The sequence below is a fragment of the Rhizobium sp. CCGE531 genome (genome assembly GCF_003627795.1).
In the GTDB taxonomy this organism is placed as follows: Bacteria; Pseudomonadota; Alphaproteobacteria; order Rhizobiales; family Rhizobiaceae; genus Rhizobium.
Map to the genome: position 1 here is coordinate 150,814 of NZ_CP032687.1, position 21,842 is coordinate 172,655.

At 57.6% G+C, this 21,842-nt stretch carries 20 protein-coding genes and 2 pseudogenes; 4 read left to right on the forward strand and 18 right to left on the reverse strand.

From position 1 onward, the window contains the following. Positions 1 to 125 precede the first annotated feature (125 nt). Positions 126 to 794: an HAD-IA family hydrolase gene (locus CCGE531_RS30515; RefSeq protein WP_004112813.1), complete on the reverse strand. Its 669-nt coding sequence runs from the start codon at positions 792 to 794 to the stop codon at positions 126 to 128. A 69-nt stretch (positions 795 to 863) separates the two neighbouring features. Beyond that, positions 864 to 2,159 (reverse strand): DegT/DnrJ/EryC1/StrS family aminotransferase, encoded by a 1,296-nt coding sequence (locus CCGE531_RS30520; RefSeq protein WP_120670751.1) that lies wholly within the window; start codon positions 2,157 to 2,159, stop codon positions 864 to 866. Positions 2,160 to 2,703: 544 nt separating this feature from the next. Here CCGE531_RS30520 and CCGE531_RS30525 point away from each other — a divergent pair. After that, entirely contained in the window at positions 2,704 to 3,828 is a 1,125-nt protein-coding gene (locus tag CCGE531_RS30525) for an ROK family protein (protein WP_240535390.1), read from the forward strand. 235 nt (positions 3,829 to 4,063) lie between these two features. Here the strand turns inward: CCGE531_RS30525 and CCGE531_RS35035 are convergent. After that, positions 4,064 to 4,359 (reverse strand): annotated as a pseudogene (locus tag CCGE531_RS35035) (hypothetical protein). A 393-nt stretch (positions 4,360 to 4,752) separates the two neighbouring features. On the opposite strand from CCGE531_RS35035, the gene CCGE531_RS30535 reads away from it, so the two are divergent. From CCGE531_RS30535 to CCGE531_RS30545, 3 genes are all read left to right on the forward strand, one after another. After that, entirely contained in the window at positions 4,753 to 5,190 is a 438-nt protein-coding gene (locus CCGE531_RS30535) for a hypothetical protein (protein ID WP_004112820.1), read from the forward strand. A 142-nt stretch (positions 5,191 to 5,332) separates the two neighbouring features. Continuing rightward, complete coding sequence (locus CCGE531_RS30540) at positions 5,333 to 5,926, forward strand: hypothetical protein (protein WP_120670753.1); 594 nt, start codon at positions 5,333 to 5,335, stop codon at positions 5,924 to 5,926. Further along, positions 5,904 to 6,539 (forward strand): hypothetical protein, encoded by a 636-nt coding sequence (locus tag CCGE531_RS30545; protein ID WP_244441506.1) that lies wholly within the window; start codon positions 5,904 to 5,906, stop codon positions 6,537 to 6,539. Before CCGE531_RS30540 ends, CCGE531_RS30545 begins: the two co-directional genes overlap by 23 nt. 146 nt (positions 6,540 to 6,685) lie before the next feature. On the opposite strand, the gene hypE is transcribed toward CCGE531_RS30545, so the two are convergent. The 15 genes and pseudogenes from hypE to CCGE531_RS30615 all read right to left on the reverse strand — a co-directional run bounded on the left by hypE (position 6,686) and on the right by CCGE531_RS30615 (position 21,839). Next, positions 6,686 to 7,732, reverse strand: coding sequence for a hydrogenase expression/formation protein HypE (gene hypE / locus CCGE531_RS30550; protein WP_120670755.1), 1,047 nt, complete (start codon positions 7,730 to 7,732; stop codon positions 6,686 to 6,688). Continuing rightward, positions 7,729 to 8,886, reverse strand: coding sequence for a hydrogenase formation protein HypD (gene hypD, locus CCGE531_RS30555; RefSeq protein ID WP_004112837.1), 1,158 nt, complete (start codon positions 8,884 to 8,886; stop codon positions 7,729 to 7,731). The genes hypE and hypD overlap by 4 nt, the downstream gene beginning before the upstream one ends. Then, entirely contained in the window at positions 8,883 to 9,110 is a 228-nt protein-coding gene (locus tag CCGE531_RS30560; protein ID WP_004112840.1) for a HypC/HybG/HupF family hydrogenase formation chaperone, read from the reverse strand. The genes hypD and CCGE531_RS30560 overlap by 4 nt, the downstream gene beginning before the upstream one ends. Continuing rightward, complete coding sequence (gene hypF, locus CCGE531_RS30565; RefSeq protein WP_120670757.1) at positions 9,101 to 11,374, reverse strand: carbamoyltransferase HypF; 2,274 nt, start codon at positions 11,372 to 11,374, stop codon at positions 9,101 to 9,103. The genes CCGE531_RS30560 and hypF overlap by 10 nt, the downstream gene beginning before the upstream one ends. A 2-nt stretch (positions 11,375 to 11,376) precedes the next feature. Then, a pseudogene (gene hypB, locus CCGE531_RS30570) lies at positions 11,377 to 12,245 on the reverse strand (hydrogenase nickel incorporation protein HypB). Then, positions 12,245 to 12,586, reverse strand: coding sequence for a hydrogenase maturation nickel metallochaperone HypA (hypA, locus tag CCGE531_RS30575; RefSeq protein WP_004112848.1), 342 nt, complete (start codon positions 12,584 to 12,586; stop codon positions 12,245 to 12,247). The pseudogene hypB and the gene hypA overlap by 1 nt, the downstream one beginning before the upstream one ends. Continuing rightward, positions 12,579 to 13,643, reverse strand: a complete 1,065-nt coding sequence (locus CCGE531_RS30580) for a hydrogenase assembly protein HupF (RefSeq protein WP_240535391.1) — start codon at positions 13,641 to 13,643, stop codon at positions 12,579 to 12,581. Before CCGE531_RS30580 ends, hypA begins: the two co-directional genes overlap by 8 nt. A gap of 41 nt (positions 13,644 to 13,684) precedes the next feature. Continuing rightward, the gene (locus CCGE531_RS34560; protein WP_028754846.1) at positions 13,685 to 14,119 is read right to left on the reverse strand and encodes a hypothetical protein; all 435 of its coding nucleotides are present in this window, start codon (positions 14,117 to 14,119) and stop codon (positions 13,685 to 13,687) included. Then, the gene (locus tag CCGE531_RS30585) at positions 14,116 to 14,811 is read right to left on the reverse strand and encodes a hydrogenase expression/formation protein (protein WP_004112855.1); all 696 of its coding nucleotides are present in this window, start codon (positions 14,809 to 14,811) and stop codon (positions 14,116 to 14,118) included. Before CCGE531_RS30585 ends, CCGE531_RS34560 begins: the two co-directional genes overlap by 4 nt. Before the next feature lie 326 nt (positions 14,812 to 15,137). Beyond that, positions 15,138 to 15,452: a HypC/HybG/HupF family hydrogenase formation chaperone gene (hypC, locus tag CCGE531_RS30590; RefSeq protein ID WP_004112857.1), complete on the reverse strand. Its 315-nt coding sequence runs from the start codon at positions 15,450 to 15,452 to the stop codon at positions 15,138 to 15,140. Between the two features lie 141 nt (positions 15,453 to 15,593). After that, on the reverse strand, positions 15,594 to 16,175 hold the full coding sequence (locus CCGE531_RS30595; protein ID WP_004112860.1) for a HyaD/HybD family hydrogenase maturation endopeptidase: 582 nt from the start codon (positions 16,173 to 16,175) through the stop codon (positions 15,594 to 15,596). 1 nt (position 16,176) lies between these two features. Next, a complete protein-coding gene (gene cybH, locus CCGE531_RS30600; RefSeq protein ID WP_240535392.1) occupies positions 16,177 to 16,890 on the reverse strand; it encodes a Ni/Fe-hydrogenase, b-type cytochrome subunit in 714 nt (237 codons plus the stop codon). Positions 16,891 to 16,901: 11 nt separating this feature from the next. Then, positions 16,902 to 18,692 (reverse strand): nickel-dependent hydrogenase large subunit, encoded by a 1,791-nt coding sequence (locus CCGE531_RS30605; RefSeq protein WP_004112865.1) that lies wholly within the window; start codon positions 18,690 to 18,692, stop codon positions 16,902 to 16,904. After that, a complete protein-coding gene (locus tag CCGE531_RS30610) occupies positions 18,689 to 19,801 on the reverse strand; it encodes a hydrogenase small subunit (protein WP_004112868.1) in 1,113 nt (370 codons plus the stop codon). Before CCGE531_RS30610 ends, CCGE531_RS30605 begins: the two co-directional genes overlap by 4 nt. A 94-nt stretch (positions 19,802 to 19,895) precedes the next feature. After that, positions 19,896 to 21,839, reverse strand: a complete 1,944-nt coding sequence (locus CCGE531_RS30615) for an NAD(P)/FAD-dependent oxidoreductase (RefSeq protein WP_004112870.1) — start codon at positions 21,837 to 21,839, stop codon at positions 19,896 to 19,898. Positions 21,840 to 21,842: the final 3 nt, after the last annotated feature.

Consider the following 21,842-nt stretch of genomic DNA (forward strand, 5'->3'; position numbering starts at 1 on the left):
TGACGCTGATCAGTAGCCGCGGACAAAAGGGGTCCTCACCTGGGTAACCCTCCAACGCAAACGCATTTGCGCGTTTGGTTCGCTCGCTACGGCTCCAGCCTGCCTGGCACACCATCGCCCAACCATCAACTTGATAGAATTTCTGGCAAAGCCGCCATCTGGCTGAATGTTCTCATGGCGCCGGCTTCCAGCAATTTTTCAGCATGTCCAAGAGGACAATGAGAACCACCGACGAAACCAATTACCCGCATTTTAGCCGCCACAGCCGCCTGGACCCCGGCAACGCTATCTTCGATGACCAAGCAATTATCCGCCGACGTGTTCATTCTCTCAGACGCAAATAGAAAAAGATCCGGGGCGGGCTTGCCACGTGAGACTTGGGAAGCACTGAATACATTCGGCGAAAAATAATCGTAGAGGTCTGTTAGCTTGAGCGCGAAATGCAGTTCCTTCAGATTGCTGCTCGATGCCACGCAACGCGCCACATCAATGGCATCCAGAACTTCGTTGACGCCTGAGATGGCTTTGAGATCGCTGGCATACCGTCTACCAATTTCTGCCATAGCATATTCATGATGCCCCGCCGGCAAGCGCAAGCCAGACTCAGCTTCGATGGTTGAATAGGTTTGCCGATCAGTCATGCCTGTGAAGCGACGATTGTAAGTCTCCGCAGCTATATTATATCCGTGCGCTGCCAACACTTCGATATGAACCGCTGTCGCAATGATTTCGCTGTCGATTAGGACTCCATCACAATCGAAAATCAGAAGTTTTGGCGTTTTGTACGAGGTCATGGGATCACTCCGTTGTCGCTGGAAAACGGCGTTGCAAGAGAGCAAGCGCGAAGGTGACTTTGCTTGGATTCAGCTTGTCCAGACGGTTGTCATGATATCGGAAATCTTTGGGCCAAACTTGGAAAGAGCCGTCCAGACCCGATGAAATGCTTCTGCGTAAAGTTCCATTACCCCGGCTTCGTTGGGTGGCGCGATTTCCGATACGCAAAACATGGTATCTAAAAGTTTTACCGTGTTTGGAAAATCGGCGGCTTTCCAATCCTTGGCAATATTCGGCAGATATTCGAACACTGGCTTCCTGAGCCAGATCAAAACGGGCACGCCCTCCGCCTGCAGCAGTTTGACGATGGTATCCCTTGCCGTCGGACCCGGACCAAAACCGAGAGCTTCCGGCTCGATGCGAAGTGGGAAGCTGAGCATGGACTGATTGCAGTCAGATGGGTCGAAGAGGGGAAATATACCGGAGAGATCTCGGATCATTTCCCATAGAATTTTCCCATTATTCCTTCGAATCTGAAGTTGTGTCTCGAGGTTGCTCAATCGCATTTTTGCTATGGAGGAGGAGAAGACGTTCGGACGGTAGTTATATCCTGCTGAAGACGGCGAAAAAGTCCGATCTCCGTTTCGAGATGAACTCGTCAGTGAAACGCAGTCCACATGTTCAATTAGATCTTTGTCCTCCGTAATCACGAATCCGAGCTCGCCGGCTCCAAGATGCTTGGCGCCGTTGCCAGACAAAGCGAGGGCGTCTGTATCAATGTATGCCCCATTTGCGATCGCTTTTATGGCGCCGATCGATTGGCAGACGTCATCAATCACGGCAATCCCTTCGGCGCGCGCGGCAGATCTTGCATCAGGAACACGAATGTTATTCCCGAAGAGATGGGTAATGAGAACCGCTCCGACACCGGGTCCGAATCGGTCGGCTGCCGCGTCTTGATCGATCCCGGCGAGGTTCATGTCGACATCAACGAAATCGGGCTGAAGGCCACTAATCGCAATTGGCCCCACCGCGCCCGGCCAATTTAGCGCCGCAGTCACCACCTGCTCGCCTCGACCTTTAAAATAATCAAGCTCGATATGGATTGCCGCCGTACCACTGCCGACGGCGCGCACCTTCCACTTCCCCGTCCAAGTAGCGAGATCCTGCTCCAAATCGGCCACGATAGGGTGATTGACCCGATGATACTTTCCACTGTCTACAACTTCGCGGAGTGCATCCAAATGCTCCGTCTGTGTGGCTGGCCAAGGCGTGATCCGCCCGGAAGGAACGGTGGGCTCCCCACCAAGGAGAGCGAGATCCCTTTCTCGCTGGTGCCCTCCGGACTCACAGAGGTCCAGATTATTGCTGGCAAATTCGTTCATTTATTCCTCCGGCGATTGGTTACGTCGATGTCTGTCGATTTGCTGAAGAGTTCTAATGTTTTAGGAGGTCAGATCAACAGTAGTTCTGAAATATATTTAAAAGTATATTTTGCGTTTGTGGGACTTTCTGTTGTAGTGCTCCGGTTTTTGGAAATTTTAATCCCGAATATAAATATATACTCGAAGGATAATTCTTCGTTTTCGAAATGAACATTCAAACGGCGGTGGAGAAAAGCAGGTGTGTGATGATTGCTATATCGGTTCGGGGGTTCGGGAGCGTTCGGCAACGACTGCAGGCACTCAGGCGGGAGTGGCGTAAAGACGATCGAGTTTCCACAACAAGAGAAAGTCGGATCAGACGGAGTCCATGATAAAAAGAACGGAAAAACCATCAATTGCGTGTGCGAGCAACGCGAACACTCACGAAGGATCTGGCAAGCGCCTCATCAGGCCGGCCGAGGGGGACCAGAGCGACAGTAAAGGATTTAGGCCAGCTCATCCCCTAATCGCCGCGCGGACGCTAGGGATTGCAAATCGAGGACGCTTGCTGCAGGCCCTTTACGATATGGGTCCGTCCAGCAGGGTCGAGCTTGCGCGCGTCACCGGTGCCAGCCGCGCAACCATCGGCGGCATAGTCCAACCACTGATCAATCAGAGTATTCTTGAAGAAGGCGACCTGGTACCCCCCGATCGGTCCGGCGGAAAACCCGCTACAAAGCTGTGGTTCTCGAAAGGGGCCAAGCCGATCTGCGCAGTTCGGCTGATGCACGACCGTGTCCACACATGCTTGGTCTCTCTGGAGGGCGAGCTCTATGCTCAACACGAGGTGGATTTGGCGAAAGATCTGACAGATGCTGCCGATGCATTTCAGATCGTCAGTGCCTGCATTGAGAAGTCAGTCGCATCTGCCGACCAAGAGGTTCTAGGCATCGGCATGGCAGTTGCAGGAGAGCTCAACCCGCAAACGGGCTCGATCGCGGCTATGGATTTCGCGCCGTACCTTCATGGCTTTCCGATAAAAGCGGAGTTAGCAAAGCGTTTCGGGGTTCCGGCTTGCGTCGACCAAGATGCCAGAGCCTTGCTGGTTGGCGACCGTTGGTTCGGGCAAGGACGTGGACAGAGAAATTTTGCGGTCGTTTACATCGGTCAGTCGTTGGGCGCGGCCCTCTATGTCGATGGACATCCTTATAGGGCCGCCGGGGGTAAACACTGCCAGATCGGCCATACCATCGTGCAACTCAATGGCCAAATGTGCAGATGCGGACGACGCGGATGTTGGGAAACGATCGCGACACTGCCATGGCTGAGAGGCGAAGCAAGGGCCAGGGGCCTGCCGCAGGCTGGCTTGTTGGATGCGAGCCGCTTGGTGTGGCTCGCCGAAACTGGCGCTAAAGGGGCAAAAGAACTGCTTGAAGACTACGCGTCCAATATTTCTGTCGGGTTAGTGAACCTTCAACAGCTGATGGCACCCAGCTGCATCACTTTGCATGGCGACATCGTGCATGGCGGAAAATTGATGTTAGATCTTATTCGAAAGAGCGTCAGGCAACTGATGTTCAATCCCGGAGATAACGAGATCGCCCTTGCCCTCGGCGATCGTGAAGATGTCGCCGGCCTGCGCGGCGCGGCGGGTCTCGTCGTCTGCGAATTGCTGAATTTCATAATCTAAGCAGAGAACGGCCCCAGTCCTTAGAGACCGCATCTGGTCAAATCCTTTGCAATCATCCACATTTCAAATGAAAACCGCCATCTTTCTCGAAAACCGAATTGCAACAAATTGCTGGTGGATTTGGGGGTTCCTGGGCAGCTGAAGCTGTTGGCGCATGGAGTTGCGTACTGGATGTGCTCGATCCAGCCAAGGAACTGCACAGACCCTGCAATCCCAGTCTGGTGCGGACTGAGGCTTAAGAAAAAAACGACACGAGAACGGACAACCAGATCAATGCGACGCCCAGCAACAGCGCTCGCCTGGCGGCTACGATCTTTTCCTGGCCTTCCTCCGCGACAGGGGTCGTTACGATCCAAGGAACTGAGCCAAGCGCCGCAAAACCGATTAGCGCCAAGACACGACGATCAAATCGGACCGATGCCAGCCGCCTGGCTCATACACTCCCCAATAGCCAAGGAACGCCATTCCGACAGCGAACATGGTGGCGGAGGCAGAGCAAAGTCCGGGAACAGAACCTGATGGTGCACGCATTTCGTATCCTCTTTGTCGGTCAAACCAAGGGCCAATTTCCATGACGGTGCAAACGGGCTTTGCACATATCTGTCAAGAATCGGGTGCCAGCTGAAGCATCGATCTATTGCAAATGATTTAGGAAAATCCGAACATTGAATGACGTGAGCGATCGCAGAAGCTGGTAGGGGGAGCTCCCTTTCCTGGCAGATGTGGTCGCTAACTCGTCGTTCGAGAGACGGTTCGACCTCGCAAGCTCTGCATTTTTTCATTGCCAAAGTCCGCAGGCCAGCCGCTCGCCTTTAGGCACGAGTTTTGAGAGGTGCTGTCCAAAAAGTAGGCCACAAAATCACCAATGTTGACTCTGTCTTTCACTCAGCCGAAAAGAACTCCTGCCGACAGAGGGAGATACTCATGGCTGACGAGAATAATACTGGCACAAGCACTGAGATGGCAGACACGAATATACCGGTAAAAACGCCGGCGCCTAAAAAACAGCGCGCTCCGCGACGCCCGAAAGCAACTGCCGAGGCAGCGGGTACTACGCAGGTTGGGAAACCCGCGAAGGCGCCGCGAGGTCGCAGGAAGCGTAGCGACCAAGCCGCAGACACAAAGTCCCAGCCTGTCGAAATGCAGGTGGCCGACATCTCCGTCAAGGAACCCATAAAGGACACTGCAGCCAAGAGGCCGGCACAGCAGTCCGTGCAAAAAGGTACGACGGCCATTTCGGCAAGGGACGAGATGGCGGATCTTCTTCAGCTGGAAGAAGAGAATAAGAGGCTGCGTAACCTCTTGGCAGAGAAATTGCGTGCCGAAAATGCCGATCTGCGCAAGCGGCTCGGGCTAGATTGATCGCCGATCAACAGCGGGATGGTGGCGAAATCGACCTGAGCTATCCTTCTCGGCAGAAGATGCGTTCGCCGGGCTCGCCTTCCGAGCCCGGTGTCAAGCTGCGGCGCCACTATGGATACGGACTGGTCGAGGTTGAGGCACTATGAAATTACCCTGGAAATTCCTTGCTCGATTAACGTCGCGGCGACAGTCCGCACCCGAAAGTTCGATTGGGCATGGTGTCGATACCGACGCAAGCCAAAGCAAAACTCAAGACGTACCGCAGCTTGCGCTAAACCCACCAGAGCCCTCCAGTAGCTCCGAGCCCGATGAAAGCCGATCTATTGAGATCATAAGGACTGATTCAAAAGAATTCGAAGGTGAGGTCGAAATTGGAGGTGCGGCACCGGTTGAAGGTGACGAGGTTCAAGAACTGTCGCCTCCGGAGGTCGGGCAGCCGAGCGCTGAAGCTTCCGCGGTGCCGCTTGAAAGCAATACGCGCAGTCGGGTCCCTGGCATACCGCGGACGAAAAAGCCGGCACATGCGAAAGGAGTTCACATTGACGTCACTGCGCAGAGCACAGCTGTCTCAAGCAATGCTCAAGATGAGACATCCTCATCGTCTGAGGACGGCTTTTTCGAAGAGGTGACAAACCTGGACGAGGAAATCACGCAACTGAGGGTTAAATTGGCTCAAAAGCTGCTTTTGCAGAATGATCAGCTTAAAAAGATGCTTGAGCGATTTGACCGATCGTAATCCTCCTTACGATCTCAAAGATGGGACATACATGAAAACACAGCAGCGAAAATTCGTTGTCGAGCTCAAATCGGCCCGGCGCAGATCAACGATCCAGCCAGCTTCTATCTGGGGTGATACCGACCTCAAGACGCTGGCGCGCGAGGCGGAGGCAGACGCACCACATCTCTTCGAGCCTGACACCGTCTCAGATGTTCCGAAGCGAGAAAGCGAGCTGTGGTCGGATCCAATACCAGAGACTCATCTCAACGACGAGGTTGAAACCGGCGATGATAAACGGATTGCGGCGTCCTCTCTCGAAACCGAACAAACGTGCCCGTCTCAGAAGGACGATGGGGCGATCTTCGCCTCTGTTTCACAACCGAAAGAGGGCTCTTCCAGCCGGTCTCGAAAGAACATAAAGCGTCGACGTGAAGCGAATATCGATAATGCCGACGAAATGACAAGCGGCCAATCAAACGCCAGCCACGACGATATCTCAGGCGAGGAGCTAATCGCACTTGAAGAAGAGAATCGACGGCTTAAGGCTTTGCTGATGAAATATCTTCGTCAAGAAAATATGCAGATTCGACAGATGCTCGCGCGATTCAGCGATCAGCGCGAGATCTTGTGAACCAATCATGTTTGTGTGCCCGCACTTAGATCTCTTCATGGCCACAGGAGGGAGTGCGTATGGAAAGTACGCATTAAAGCTGCTCACCAAGCTCGTTGCTGGCTCCGGGCACGCCGTCTTGCGTGAAGCGATATGCACAGCCGTGCTCAGCAGATCCGCGGCAACTGTTCGCCCCATAGCCAATCGACAATGCGACTGCCACCAAACGACGTCGCCATCTGGACGAAGCAATGGTCGTCATCCTCGGCATGGCCGATCAATGCGGCCTGCGCACCCAACGGATGCGCGCGCATGACGGCGAGCAGCGCATTCGCAAACTCTGGCGCCACCAATACGACGAGCTTGCCCTCGTTGGCGACGTTGAGCGGGTCGAGGCCGAGCAATTCGCAGGCCGCGGCTACTTCCGGTTTGATCGGAATGGTCTCCTCGTCGATGCGGAGGCCGACATTTGAGGCATTGGCGATTTCGTTGAGTGTCGCCGCAAGTCCACCGCGCGTTGGATCTCGCATCAGCCTGATTGACGATCCGGCGACCTCGACCATTGCCGCTACTAACCCGTGCAGCGCAGCGCAATCCGATATGATGTCCGTATCGAAATCCAGGTTCTCGCGCTTCGACATCACGGCGACGCCGTGATCGCCTATCGAACCAGAGATGATGACCGCATCGCCTGGCCGCGCGGCATCGGAGCGTAGGTCGAGACCGGCTCGAATCATGCCGATGCCGGAGGTGGATATGAACACGCCGTCGGCTTTGCCGCGCTCAACCACTTTCGTATCGCCAGTGATGATTGGCACACCTGCCGCGCGGGAGGCCGCTCCCATGGCGTCGGCAATTCGATTAAGATCTGCGAGCGGAAACCCCTCTTCAATAATGAAACCTGCCGAAAGATAGAGCGGGCATGCGCCGGCCATGGCAATGTCGTTAATCGTCCCATGCACCGCAAGCGAGCCAATATTGCCCCCCGGAAAGAACAGCGGCGAGACAACATAGCTGTCGGTGGTCATCACCATGCGCCCTGCCGGAACCGCAAATGCCGACTGATCGTTGCCAGCCCGGAGCCAGTCATTGTCGAAGGCCCTGTGGAAAATGCCCTTGACCAACTGGTCCGTGGCGCACCCCCCCGCCCCATGCGAGAGATCGATGCGTCCGTTCCTGAGGTCGAGCCGCGACCTTTTGGCTTTCGTGGTCATGCGATCGTCCTGCTGCTTTCGTCCGCCTTTCCCTGCCTGCCGAAACGGCCGTAGAGCCAATACGCGGCGCAGGCGCCTTCCGACGACACCATGCAGGAACCCATCGGCGAATCGGGCGTGCAAACCTTACCAAACAGCTTACAGTCGGACGGCTTCTTCACACCGCGCAGGATGGCGCCGCATTCGCAGGCCGGATTGTCTTTTGCCGCCGGCGTCACGACGTCGAAACGTTTCTCGGCATCGTATTTGGCATATCCAGGCCTGAGGCCAAGCCCACTTTGGGGAATCGCGCCCAGTCCCCGCCATTCGAAGCTTTCCCGCAATTCGAAGACATTGGCGATCTCGCGCCTCGCCTTCTCGTTGCCAAGGGTGGTCACGGCTCGGATATACTGGTTCTCGACTTTATGGACGCCCTCATTGACCTGGCGGACGAGCATCAGGATTGAATAGATGACATCGAGCGGCTCGAAGCCTGCCACCACGATCGGCTTGTTATATTCTTCGGCAAGGACTTCAAATGGCTGCGTACCAATGACGGTGCTGACATGTGCAGGGCCGAGCAATCCGTCGATCTTGATAGTGCCGAGCGTGCGAGCATCGGAGTTTTCAAGGATAGTCTGGATCGCAGCCGGTGTTAGCACGTGGTTTGAGAAGATCGAAAAGTTTGCGAGGTCCTTAGCGATCGCGAACCGCAGCGACAGCGCCGTCGGCGGCGTCGTGGTCTCGAAACCGATGGCAAAGAAGACGACTTGCCTGTTCGGTTCGGCTTCGGAGATGTTTAGCGAATCGAGTGTCGAATAGACCATGCGAATATCGGCGCCGGTCGCCCTGGCCTTGAGCAGACTCGAGCCGTTTGAGGATGGTACACGCATCAAGTCACCATAGGTGCAAAGTGTGATTTCTGGGCACATGGCAAGCGCGATCGCTGCGTCGATGCGGCCGATCGGCAGCACACAGACTGGACATCCCGGTCCATGAATCATCTGCACATTGGACGGCAGCAGGTCTTCAAGGCCATAGCGCGAAATTGCATGGGTATGGCCGCCGCAGAATTCCATGAAATGATAGCTGCGCGCCGGATCTACCGCCGCTGCGATTTGGCGAGCAATATCTTTGGCGAGCTTGGCATCGCGGTATTCGTCTATATATTTCACGCCGGACCTCCCAGGGCAGCTTCGCGGATCAAGGCAAGCGTCCTTTCTGCTTCTTCAGTTTCGATCTTTGCAAGCGCGTAGCCGACGTGGAGGATGAGATAGTCACCGGGCGTCACATCCTCCACGAGTGCAATCGATATGACCTTTAAGACGCCGTCCAGCGTTACCTTGGCCATATTGTCTGGCAGCAATTCCACCACCTGGACCGGTAGGGCTAGGCACATGTCCGGTGCTCCCAGTTCTGGGCGCAGTCGTGTTTGATGACGTGCCGTGCAAAGGCGGCCTGACCGAGCGCTATACCCCCGTCATTGGGCGGGATCTGGTGCGGCAGGTAGGGCTCGAGGCCATGGTCGCGCAAGGCGCTGGAAAGACCTTCGGCCAGAATGCGGTTTGTGATGCAGCCGCCGCCGAGCATGATCGCTCGCGTGCCAGCCTGCGATGCACCAAGGGAAGCCCAATCGGCGAGGCCGCTGATCAGCGTGCCGTGGAATAGGTCTGCGGCCTTTCGGCGGCCAAGCTGCCGCTCCGCCAGATGGATGATGAGGGGTCGGAAATCAAGCAGGCCATCGGCGAGACTGTAGCCCCCGGCAAGACATTGGGGATCATCGACGAGTGCTTCGAGTTCCATTGCTGCCTGCCCCTCGTAGCTCTGGACGAGGCGGACGCCCGCTATCGCAGCCACTGCATCGAATAGCCGCCCCAAGCTGGACGTATCGGCTGATTGCAAGCCGCGGGAAAACATCGCATCAAGTTGCGCGACACCAGGATGTCCGGGCCAAAGCGTGGCCGCAAGGTCGCGCCGGCGGGCGGCCTGAAGAGCGGCAATTCCCATGCGCCAGGGCTCCCGCGCGACCCGGCCGGCGCCTGGCGCCGGCAAGGGCAGAAGCGAAGAGAGCCGTCGCCAGCGAGGACCGTTGACGACCAGCATTTCGCCTCCCCAACTACTGCCATCGACGCCATAGCCGTGGCCGTCGAGTGCAAGCCCGAGGACCGGCCCGCCGGCATGATGTTCCGCCGCCACGGCCGCGACATGGGCGAGGTGATGTTGCACCGGCAGAAGCGGCAAATCCAAATGTTCCGCGATCCGCGCTGAACGAAAATCCGGATGCAGATCGCAGGCAGCAAATTCGGGCCTGACATCAAGGATAGAGCAGAGATGCTCGAGGGCTTCCCGCTGGAATCTGATCGCTTTGACATTGTCGAGACCGCCGATGTGCTGCGACAGGAACGCTTCCCGGCCCCGTGTCACGCAGATCGCGTTTTTGAAGTCCGCGCCGGTGGCAATCACGCATGGGCCGTCCTCGCCAAGATCGACCGGCTCCGGCACAAAACCCCGGGCGCGCCTCAGAAAGCTCGGCGCGCCGTCAATTACCTGCATGACGGAATCGTCAGCGCGAATGGCAATGTCACGGTCATGTGTGACGATCAGGTCGGCAACCCCGGGAAGCCGATGCATGGCATCGTCATTATCTGATACGAGCGGTTCACCCTCCGGATTGGCGCTGGTCGCAATCAGAGCGGCGGGAGCGCCGGCCGCTTCTGCTGCAAACGCGGCAAACAACAGGTGGTGCACCGGCGCATGGGCGAGCAGCAGGCCGATCCGACTGAGGCCGGGAGCGATGAGCTTGGAAAGGTGATCACGCGCCTCGATAAGGACGATCGGGGCGGCGGTCGAGGCGAGCAAATCCTCTTGCGCCCGCGAGGGCCTGGCAAGTATTCGGGCTGTCTCAATGTCCGGCACCATGATCGCGAACGGCTTCTCGTCGCGCATTTTGCGTCGTCGGAGACGATCAATCGCCGTATCATTGCGTGCGTCGCAGAAGAGCTGGAAGCCGCCGACGCCCTTGATCGCAATGATCTGGCCATTCATGAGCCGCGCGGAGACCTCCGCGATAGGATGGCTAAGCTGTGGGCCGCAAGCCGGGCAGGCGAGGGGCTCACTATGGAACCGCCGGCTTTCGGGGTTGGCATAGTCTGCGCCGCAGGCGCTGCACATCGGGAACGCAGCCATCGAGGTCCGGCCGCGATCATAGGGGAGCGCACGGGTGATGGTGAAGCGCGGGCCACAATGAGTGCAGTTGACAAAAGGATAACCGAAAAAGCGGTTGTCCGGATCATTCAGTTCGTGCCGGCATTCGACGCAGGTGGCAGCGTCGGCGCCAATGCGCGTGGCGCCACGGCCGCCGACGCTTTCGAGGATTTCGAACGTTTCGTCGCCGGCCGGCTCCAGTTCCAGCTTATCGACGGTATCGACGCGGGCAAGCGGCGGCGCCTCCTTCCAGACGCGTTCCGCAAAGCAGTCGACAGCGGTGCCCTCGACCTCGATCAGCACGCCGGCGCTGTCGTTGAGCACGAAGCCGGTAAGCTGCATCATTCTCGCAAGCCTATAGACGAACGGCCGGAATCCCACCCCTTGCACGGCACCGCGCACACGCACTCGCAACCGCCGGACACGATCTTCCGCCATGGATGCCAAGGTGCTCACCATCGTCAGACTACCTGCGAAGCTTTCGCGATCCGGGCCGCCTCAGCCTCCAGCCAGAAATAGAACGCTTCCATGCCGTCGCCGCTGCGCGCAGAAACCGTGAGAGTGCGAAGGCGTGGATTGACGCGCAGCGCATTAGCGATGCAGCGCCCGACATCGAAGTCGAGATGCGGTAGCAGGTCGGACTTGTTGAGAATCATCAGGTCGGCGGCCGCGAACATGTCGGGATATTTGAGCGGCTTGTCCTCGCCCTCGGTAACCGAAAGCACCACGACCTTATGGGCCTCGCCGAGATCGAAAGCGGAGGGACAGACAAGATTGCCGACATTTTCGATGAACAAGACTGAACCGGGCTCGGGCGCCAGGTCCTCGACCGCGTGGCCGACCATGTGGGCGTCGAGGTGACAGCCCTTGCCGGTGTTGATCTGGATTGCGGAAACACCGGTCTTGCGGATGCGTGCGGCATCGTTGGAGGTCTCCTGGTCGCCTTCAATCACGCTGATCGACATTCGGTCCTTGAGGTCGTGATGGCGCGCACCAGAAAGCTGGTCTTTCCCGACCCGGGGCTTGAAACGAAATTCAGCGCAAAGATGCTGTCACGAACGAACCGAGCCCGGTTTTCGGCAGCATAGGCATTGTTTTTGGACAGGATGTCCTTTTCGATCTGGACGATGCGCTCCGGGTTCATGCCCGGGACATGCACGCCGGCAATCCGTTGATGATGTTGGAGCGCACCGTGTTCCGCGTAGTGACGATCATGAGGATGTCCATGATCGTGCAGGTGACCGCGATGATGATCATGGTCGCCTTGCGCGCCTGTCTTGCTCTTGCCATCTTCCAATGTTGCCATCTCGCAGCCGCATACCGTGCACATCAGATCACCTCCATGTCCTTGATCCTCAATTCATCGCCCGCCGTCGCCTGCACCTGATACCGCCCACAATCCGGGCAGGCGCCAAATCGCTCATCGAGGGGCACCGTCTTCCCACAATCGAGGCACCAGCCCTCGCCGGCGATGCGGTTGATTTCGAGTGCGGCATGTTCGGCAATCGTCCCACGCCGCACAGCTTCGTAGCAGAACAGGAGCGAATCCGGATTGATATGGCTCAAGACACCGACATCGAGGCGGATCGATTTGACTGCGCTCGCACCATTTAGCTGCGCCATCTCGCAGACGATGGCGATCACACTCTCCATCAACGACATTTCATGCATGCGCGGCATCGCGAACGTTAAGCTTGAACTCGACGCAGGGATCGAACAGAGCCGCGAGGCGATAAACTGACCGGGCTGCTGATTCATGAGCACCGATCCGCGATGACAGTAGGGTTTTGACAAATGGACCGGCCGGATGAAAATTCCATTCGGTCGGGGCCAGTATCCGGTAGGCGCAAAGTTTCCCGTTCGCGTCGATCTCGGCCTGATGATAAAGTCTGCCACGCCCACATTCCACCACGCCAAAGCCGCCGTCGCCGGGCACCGAACCACCGGCCATCAGTTCGGAAGGATCATTCTGGCCCTTGGCAAGATGCGCGAGTTGCTTCAAGCAAAGGCCAACGTCGCCTATGCGTGCCATGAAGCGTTGCCTAAGGTGCGGATCGTCTGGCCTGCTGGTGTCGCAATGCCGGGCATAAGCACCGGTTTCGACGACCCGACCGGCAAGATGCGGCAAGGCGCAGTAGTGCGCATCTTTGCAAAGATGGGCAATAACTTCGGCATCATCGGCGGCACTCAGCGGATCAGGGCGCCGGCCTGAAAAAGTTCGGTCGTCCTTGATATCTCGAAAAATCGCCGCGCAAGCCGTGCCATCCGGCGACAATCCGTCGTCTTTCGAGATGCCGAGCCCCTCTGCTGCATCGGCAAGCCGCCGCGCGTTGGCAGCCAGGGCACTATGGTTCACTTTTTTCTCTCGCGATTGGCCGATGATTGCCTGCGACGCGGCCAGGGCGCCGCGCAGATATTGGCCCGCGTCAGCCACCAGACGTAACGATATTGATGAGGGCCAGTGCAAAATCAGCGCCCTCAAAGTTTCGAATATCCGTTCGGCAAGCAATCCGGCCACCGCCGCGAGCTGCTCCTCGATGGGCATCGGTAGGCCGGCTGCATTCAGGATGGCAAGGCGCGCCGCCACCGATTGCGAATAGCCACAGAGCGAAAAAACCCATCCGACAAGCATGGGCGCCTCTTCCGGTCGATGGCCAATGAACATGCGTGCCAATTCTTGCGGGCGGTTGACCCTCACGTCCACGAAACAGGCAAGCGCTTGCGACACCGTCACATCGATCCGGATCGAGCCGGCGCTAAGGAGATAGGTCATGCAACAAGCTCCCGAAGCGCTCGGAAAACCCTCCAACGCAGATCACGGCGCATGGGGCTGGCGGTTGGATGGGATGGCGGCGCGAGCGCAACGATGTTGAAAAATGCGCGCATCGCCTTCAACACCGTCCCCATCGTTTCAAACTCAAAGGCCATGAAAAACAGCAAGCAGGAATCAAAACCGCCAGTCGTCTCGGATTTTTGCCGGCGATGAATTCGATCACGCCTGCCCGCACATTCCGAGTCGTGCCTACAGCAGCCAAAATCATGAACCGTGGCGTCGCGACGATGCGGTCGTTCGCCCGCCGAATGCCAGCAAGCTCGTTTCCGAAGCGCCTTTCGCGGGCGCATAGACGTCCAGCATGTGCCGCCTTTCACCCTATCCTTATCCGAAACGGTCACATGCGTGACGAGATTCTCGAAGCTGATCATTTGAAATAAGCCTCCTCGACATCACGCAGGCGCGCGGCGGAGTCGCGGAAATCCTCTTCAGTCGCGAGGGCGAGGGATGGGATGTCGACGATTTGCAGCATGTCGAGGACGATCTCATCCATGTTGTCGTAAAACTGTACGGACCAAACGTTTCGGGCCCCTGCTGCCGTCACGCGACAGGTGCGGTAGCCGCGTGATGTCAGTTGTACGGGACCGGCTCCGAGCGTGACCTGCAGGAAATTCACATCCTCGATGCTCATCGGAAACAACGACAAAATGATAGCGTGCGCAGGATCGCCATCCCGGTACTGGACAATGCGGTCACCGATCTCGGTCAGCACCGGCATGACGTTCATAGCGCCAGGCGGCGCAGGTCCATGTGAGACCAAGGCCGGCAGCGCCGTGCAGGCCCTCCGCACCGTCATAGGAATCGGGCCGACCTCGATATATTCCGCAATGAGGTCGCCGGCGGGGTCGGTAAAGCGCATATGCCAGACGCCGGCCATAACCGCTTCCTTGAACTGCGCCAGGACCCCGGAGGGCAGCGCCGCTACCCCGCAAACCTCGCCCTTGCCGAGCGTCTGCGTGACCAATTTCTTGTCATCGTCGTCGAATTCGAAAATGTCGAATAGCTGCCCCGGCTGGCCGGCTTTTTGCACCGCAAGCGTTGCAGCAATGTCGGATATGAGCATTGCGGCTCGGCAGCTTCGGCCGTTTAGGGAGCCAACTGGGTAGGCTGGCATTGTCTGCTCCAAATCAGCGTGTAATTCATTCTCGCACTTGGGATCTGCAAGCGGCGTACCAGTTGCTGAGAAAGATGGGTCGTATTGATCTGAAGGAAAATTCCGGTCGCGGTCTTATGCGGATGCGCACACGCGGCCCCGATGCTGAGGCAGCGCGTTACGCTTCGCAATATTCAGCAATCCGCCCGCAGCCAGCAGGATCGATCTCGTCCGTCTCCGGCTGCCCTTGGACAGTCCACATGAACATGTGGCCGACAAGGAAGAGGAGATTGCGTTCAGTTGAGAAATACGAACTGCCAGTTTTCCCGCAAATGCAACGGTAATTCCGGCTCGCGGGAGATAAGATCGGCAAATAGCGTTTCGAATGACCGTCCTTCGACCGCTTCAGCAAGACCGGCCAACGCATCGTCGATCTTGTGTGCTTCGTCGGCATCGAGCACCCGGATCGCAGATCCTAGATGAGTAAGAACGTACGTCCCAACCGGTTGCGGGCCGACCAGCACCATCGAAATCGCAAAAACCGATCCGTGGCGCTCGCACTCCGCTGTAAATTCGCCACCAGTCACCTGCATCGGAATTCCTATGCACACAATCAGCCCCTCGATCTGCCTGGGTTCATGATATTGGGAACCGGAAGGGTTCTCGCGCGGGTCCTTGGGTTTTGGATGCAGCCGGCGAACAGGAACGCAACCGACGACTGCCTCGGTTGCATCGGAACCCCCCTGAACCACTCAATTCGCCCGGTCCGCTCGCCGCTCGTAATGTGCAAAATCGATGTCGTTGGCGAGGAGAGCGGGCGCGGCGGTGCGGCGCGAACTGATGGCGACGCCCCATCGCTCCAGGATGCCGGCGGCTACCATTACGGCGGCCGGGATTACGGATTTGACGGGCTCAGTCACCGGTCCGCCCCAGCTATCGAGGTCCACCGGTTGGCAGCCGATCAGTGCGAGTCTTGCGGGATAGCGATCGAGAAGGTCGGCAGCGCTCAGAACTTCCTGGAAGCCTGTCTGGTGCAGGCTCATCTTTTTGGCGCCGGTGAATTTCGGCACGTCGTCATTCTCGACGATCTTCAGCGTGCCGGGCGCGAGACCGAAGTCGACCGCGTCGAATACAATCAGATGATCGGCTTCGGTGACATATTGCACGAGATAAAGGCCCTGGGTGCCGCCGTCGAGCACGGTGACGTTGGTCGGCACCGCATAGGCCTGGTGGAAGGCTTCGACAGCGCGGACGCCAAAACCCTCGTCCGCCCAGAGAATATTGCCAATGCCGAGCACCAAAACGTTCGGTTTGCGAGAGTTCGCTTCGTCCATCCTAGTCCTCGTTGTGCTTGGACAGCCGCTCGCCCGAAATCATCGACGAAACGATGCTCTGGCGGCTGACGATGTCCTCGCGTACCGCGATATAGATATGGATCATCACGAAGATCAGGATCACCCACATTCCCAGATGATGAAGGGTATGAACGGACTGGCTGTTCGGCCAGATGAAGAATACCCGACCAAACAGCCTGTATGCCCAGCTGTCGTGGCCGACGCTTTCGCCATAGAGCGCAAATCCGGTGATCACCATGAATGTCAGCGGCAGCGTGAACGTCACGAACATGACGAATTGCGACAGCGGATTGTGGCCAGCATATTTCAACGCGCGTCCAGTAAGGAATGTGTAAACGCGCACCTCGTGCAGCCATTCGCTCCAGAACCGTCCGCTCCAGAAGGGAACGTAGAAGATTTGGCGTGCATGCACGTTGCCGACGAAGACCCAGTAGATTCTGAGGATCAGGGCCACGGCCAGGATCTGCCCGGCGGCGAAATGGACAAAACGGATATAGCCCATCAGGAAATTGGCGCTCGCCTCGCCGGGTGCCGCCGCCAATGGGCTGCCGATGAAATAACCCGTCAGCGCCAGCGCCAGGATGGAGAAAGCGTTTATCCAGTGCCAGAGGCGAACGGGCGCCTCGTAGGCATACACGTTTTCGCGCTCGCTGGCGCGTTCGTCATCGGCGTTTGAGATAGCAGAGATGCTCATGATCGTCCTCCTCATCTGACTTGGACCTTGGCCATTTCCTGTCCGTCCGGGCTCATGATATGGGTGGAGCATGCAAGGCACGGATCGAAGGAATGGAGGGTTCGGAGGATTTCGAGCGGCTGCGACGGATCCGACATAGGCGTGTCAATCAGTGAGGCCTCGAACGCGCCGATATTGCCGTGCGGATCGCGCGGACTGCCGTTCCAGGTGGTCGGCACCACACATTGATAATTGTCGATCTTGCCCCCCTTGATCTTGATCCAGTGTGCGAGGGCGCCGCGCGGGGCCTCGGTGAAGCCGACGCCCTTGACCTCGCAAGGCCAAGTCTCCGGCTTCCATTTGTCGATGAAGGCGGTGGCGCTGTCGCCGGCCTTGATATTGGCGACCAGCTTGTTGTGGAAATAGCGCATCTGCCGGCCTGCCCAGACGGATTCGAGCGCGCGAGCGGCGGTACGCCCTAGTGTCGAAAATAACGCCGCGGTCGGCAGGCCGAGGTCCTTCAGGACCTTGTCGACGGGATCCTTGAATTCTGCCTTGCCCTGGGCGTAGCCCAAGACCCAACGGGAAAGCGGGCCGACTTCCATGGCGTGGCCGCGCCAGCGCGGCGCCTTGATCCAAGAATATTTTCCGCCTTCGTCCAGCTCTTGAATGTTGGTCTTGGTGCCCTTGGCATTCGGCCCAAGCTCGTAATGCGGCACGGTGACACCGTCCCAGGGATGCAAGCCCTTGGCCTCGTCCGGATATTCGTACCAGGAGTGACTGACGAATTCCTGGATCTGCTCTGGATCGGAATGGTCGACTGGCAGGACTTCGTTGAAATTGCCATTAATGATCGCACCGCGCGGAAGCTTCAGGCTCGCCTCCGTGTAGTCATTTGCGTGTTCCGGCACGTCGCCATAGGCAAGCACGTTCTTGCCCGACAACCCGCCGCCGAACAGCCAATCCTTGTAGAAGGAACCGATCGCCATGATGTCCGGTAGGTATACCTTCTCGTTGAACTCGATCAGCTGGTCGATCACCGACGAAATTTGGTTTAACCGTTCCATTGTAATCGCGCCGACGGCTCCCGTGCCGTCGAGGTTGATCGGACAGGGCACTCCGCCGACCAGCCAATTCGGATGCGGATTTTTCCCGCCGAAGATCGTGTGGATCTTGACGATCTCCCTCTGGAAATCGAGGGCTTCGAGATAGTGTGCTACGGCCATCAGGTTCGCTTCAGGCGGCAGCTTATAGGATAGATTGCCCCAGTAGCCGTTCTTGAATGGACCAAGCTGGCCGGATTGGACGAACTTTCTCAGCCGTGTCTGGATGTCTTTGAAGTAGCCCGGCGAAGACAATGGCCAATCGGACACCGATTGGGCAAGCGCCGAGGTGGCCTTCACATCGGCCGTGAGGGCAGATATGACATCCACCCAGTCGAGCGCATGCAGGTGATAGAAATGCACGACGTGGTCATGAACCTGCAATGCCAGCTGCATGAGATTGCGGATCGAATTGGCGTTTTCCGGAATGGTTATGCCGAGCGCATTTTCAACCGCCCGCACCGATGTGAGCGCATGGGTTCCGGTGCAGACGCCGCAGATCCGTTCCGTGAAAGCCCAGGCATCGCGTGGATCGCGATTTTTGAGGATGACTTCAATGCCTCGCCACATTGTGCCGGTGGAAACGGCATTGCGGATGATATTGTCCTCGTCGACATTGACCTCGACCCGCATGTGGCCTTCGATGCGGGTTACAGGATCGACCACAAGACGCTTGCCGGAATTGTCGAGCGTGAAGCCATCTGGCGTTTGGATGGTCATCGTGATCTTTCCTGTCCATTGCCGTTTTTAGGACCGGTTTTCCCGCGCTTGGCGGTGACCTGCTTGACGGCGCTGATTGCAGCATGGGCAGCAATCGCCCCACCGACAACACCAGCTGCGGTCATGCCCACCTGGTCTGCAGTGGCTTCCACGCCGAATGGGCTGACCTCGGTCAGTCGGGAGTAAAAGCTTCCTGCGTCCCAGAAATTTTGTTCCGAGCAGCCGATGCAGCCATGACCCGACTGGATCGGGAAAGAGACGCCGCCATTCCAGCGAACGGTCGAGCAGGCGTTATAGGTGGTCGGGCCTTTGCAGCCCATCTTGTAGAGGCAGTAGCCCTTGCGCGCGCCTTCGTCGTCCCACTCCTCGACGAACTGGCCGGCGTCGAAATGAGCGCGCCGATAGCACTTGTCGTGGATGCGCTGCGAATAAAACATCTTAGGCCGACCCTGATGATCGAGTTCGGGGAGCTTGCCGAACGTGGTGATGAAGGTGACGACGCCGGTCATCACCTCTGCGATCGGCGGACAGCCAGGCACTTTGATGATCGGCTTGTCGCGGATCACTTTGTCGATCGGCGTCGCCTCGGTGGGGTTGGGCGTTGCGGCCTGAACGCAGCCCGAAGAGGCACAGGTTCCCCAGGCGATGACAGCCAGGGCGCCTTCGGCCATCCATTTGAGTTTCTCGACGAAGGGTCGCCCGCCATCGATGCAGAACATCCCGCCTTCGTTGAGCGGCGGATTGCCTTCGACGGCAAGAATGTACTTGCCCTTGTGCTTCTCCTTGGTCTCTTTGAGGATCGCCTCGGCCTGGTAGCCGGCCGCCGCCATGATTGTATCGTCGTAATCGAGTGAAATCATCGACAGGACTACATCCTTGGCCAGCGGATAGGCGGAGCGGATGAAGCTTTCCGAGCAGCAGGTGCATTCGAGCCCATGCATCCAGATCACCGGCACACGCTCTTTGGTTTCAAGTGCCTCGGCCATCGCTGCGGCCGTATCGGAGCCAAGGCCGAGGCAGGCCGCCGTGAGGCTGCAGAACTTCATGAAACTGCGCCGGGTTATGCCCTGGCGACGGATAACATCGTAAAACGTTTCGGTCGCGGCCATCCTGCTCCTCCACCTTCCCACCCCTGAGGCCTTTTTATTCAGTGAGCGATTTTAATCCTCGATCTCAACTCGACCCCTGAGTGGCGACCGCTTTTCAAACCGCTTCAGCCGAGGCCTTTGACTGGTAGCCGACGTTCCCCATGATGTGGTAGTCACTGAGGTCTGCCTCCTTCGTTAGGTTCCAATAGTCGATAAGGCGCCAAGGGCTGTTTGTTACGATTCGCCCCCGGGCGTTGCGGAAATAGGTGGACATGCCGGGATGGCTCCAGATCATCTTCTGGTGCATTTCCTGGATCGTCCGGTTGTAGTGTTGATAAACGTCTTGCCGGCATTCCACCTCGGATAACTTCTTTTCTCCCATCTGGCGCAGAACGCTCAGCACGTAGTCCAGCTGGCTTTCGATCGTGAAGATGAAGTTCCCGCGATGACCGAGGGCTGTATTGGGGCCGTAGAGCATGAAGAAGTTCGGGAAACCCGGCATGACGCTACCAAGATACGCCTGACAGTCGTCATCGTCCCAAGCCTCACGTACTGTCACGCCATCGCGTCCGAATATCTGAACTGGAAGCAAGAAGCGTGTGATATCGTAGCCCGAGGCGACGATGAGAACATCTGCCTCATGGCTGTCGCCATTTATCGCTCGGATCGACTTGCCTTCGACCTGTGCAGCAGCGCTGTCCACCAGACTGACCTGCGGCTTCAGAAGGGTTCTGTACCAGCCATTGTCCAGGAGCATTCGCTTGCCGAACGGCGGGTAGGGGGGAATGACCTTCGCCAGTAGCTCGGGCCGCCCGGCGAGCTGTTCTTCGATATATCGTGTACACGTCTCGCGGTGGCCGTCGTTCAGCGCATTCACAGAGCGATCGGGATGCGGCCATGCCGGATCCTTCTGCAGGGATTCGTGCACTTGAGTATCAAAAATCCAACTCAGCCGGAGCCTATAAAGCCATTCGTAATGTGGTACCGCGCGGAGCAAGAACTGCATCGACTCGGGAACCGACATAAGAAATTTTGGAAAGGGTGCCGCCCATTGGCGCGATCGTTGGAAGATTGTCAGGGCGCTCACCCGATCGGCGATGGCCGGGACAATCTGCATTGCCGATGCTCCGTTTCCGATCACAGCCACGCGTTTGCCGTCGAGCGTAACCCCGGGATCCCAATTGGAGGTGTGCACCAACGGTCCGTCGAAGTCACGCAGCCCGGGAATGTTTGGCCATTTTGGCGTGGTAAATCCGCCCACGGCTGAAATGACCACATTGGTTACAAGGGTTTCTTCCCGCCCGTCTGGCAAGCGCAATCGAGAATGCCAAGTCCGGCTTTCCTCATCATAACGAGAAAACAGGCATTCCGTGCCGTAGCGGATTGAGCTTTCAATACCGAAGTCGCAGGCGACCCGGTTGAGATATTCATCAATTTCCTGCTGCAACGGGAAGAACTTACTCCAGTCGCCGCTGGCAAACGTGAAGGAGTATAGATGTCCGGGCGTGTCGACCCCGCAGCCAGGATAGCGATGTGAATGCCAGACCCCGCCTGTGCGGTCCTGCTTTTCAATCTGGATGTAAGAAACGCCCAGTTGTCGCAGCCGAACTGCGGCCGCGATGCCGGACATGCCGGCTCCGATGACAAGTATGCGGAAGTTGTCCGGCAAACACACCGGATCAGGAACCGCGCCTGAATACCTCCGCAGCTTGTGGATCATCATGTCAGCATATTCCGGCGGAATAGGCTCAGCTTCTGACATGGAGAGCATGCGGATCAATTCTTCTGCCGATAAGTCTGCCCTTGCGATGGGAACGCCTTGGCGCCAAGCCATGATGGCGCTCAGTGCTGCATCGCGAATCTCCGCCTGCAATTCGATTGCCAGACCACCGGAGTCGTTGTCGTCCCAGCCGCTCTTGGCAGGAATAAACCGCGGACCTAGCCAATATTCTCGTCCTGTGAACTGATAAAGCAGGAGCAACAAGGTTGGGATATTGGCCGAAGGGAGTGCTTCGGCGATACGCTGACGAAACTGGTCGATGTCTTCAAAGTGAGCCATGGA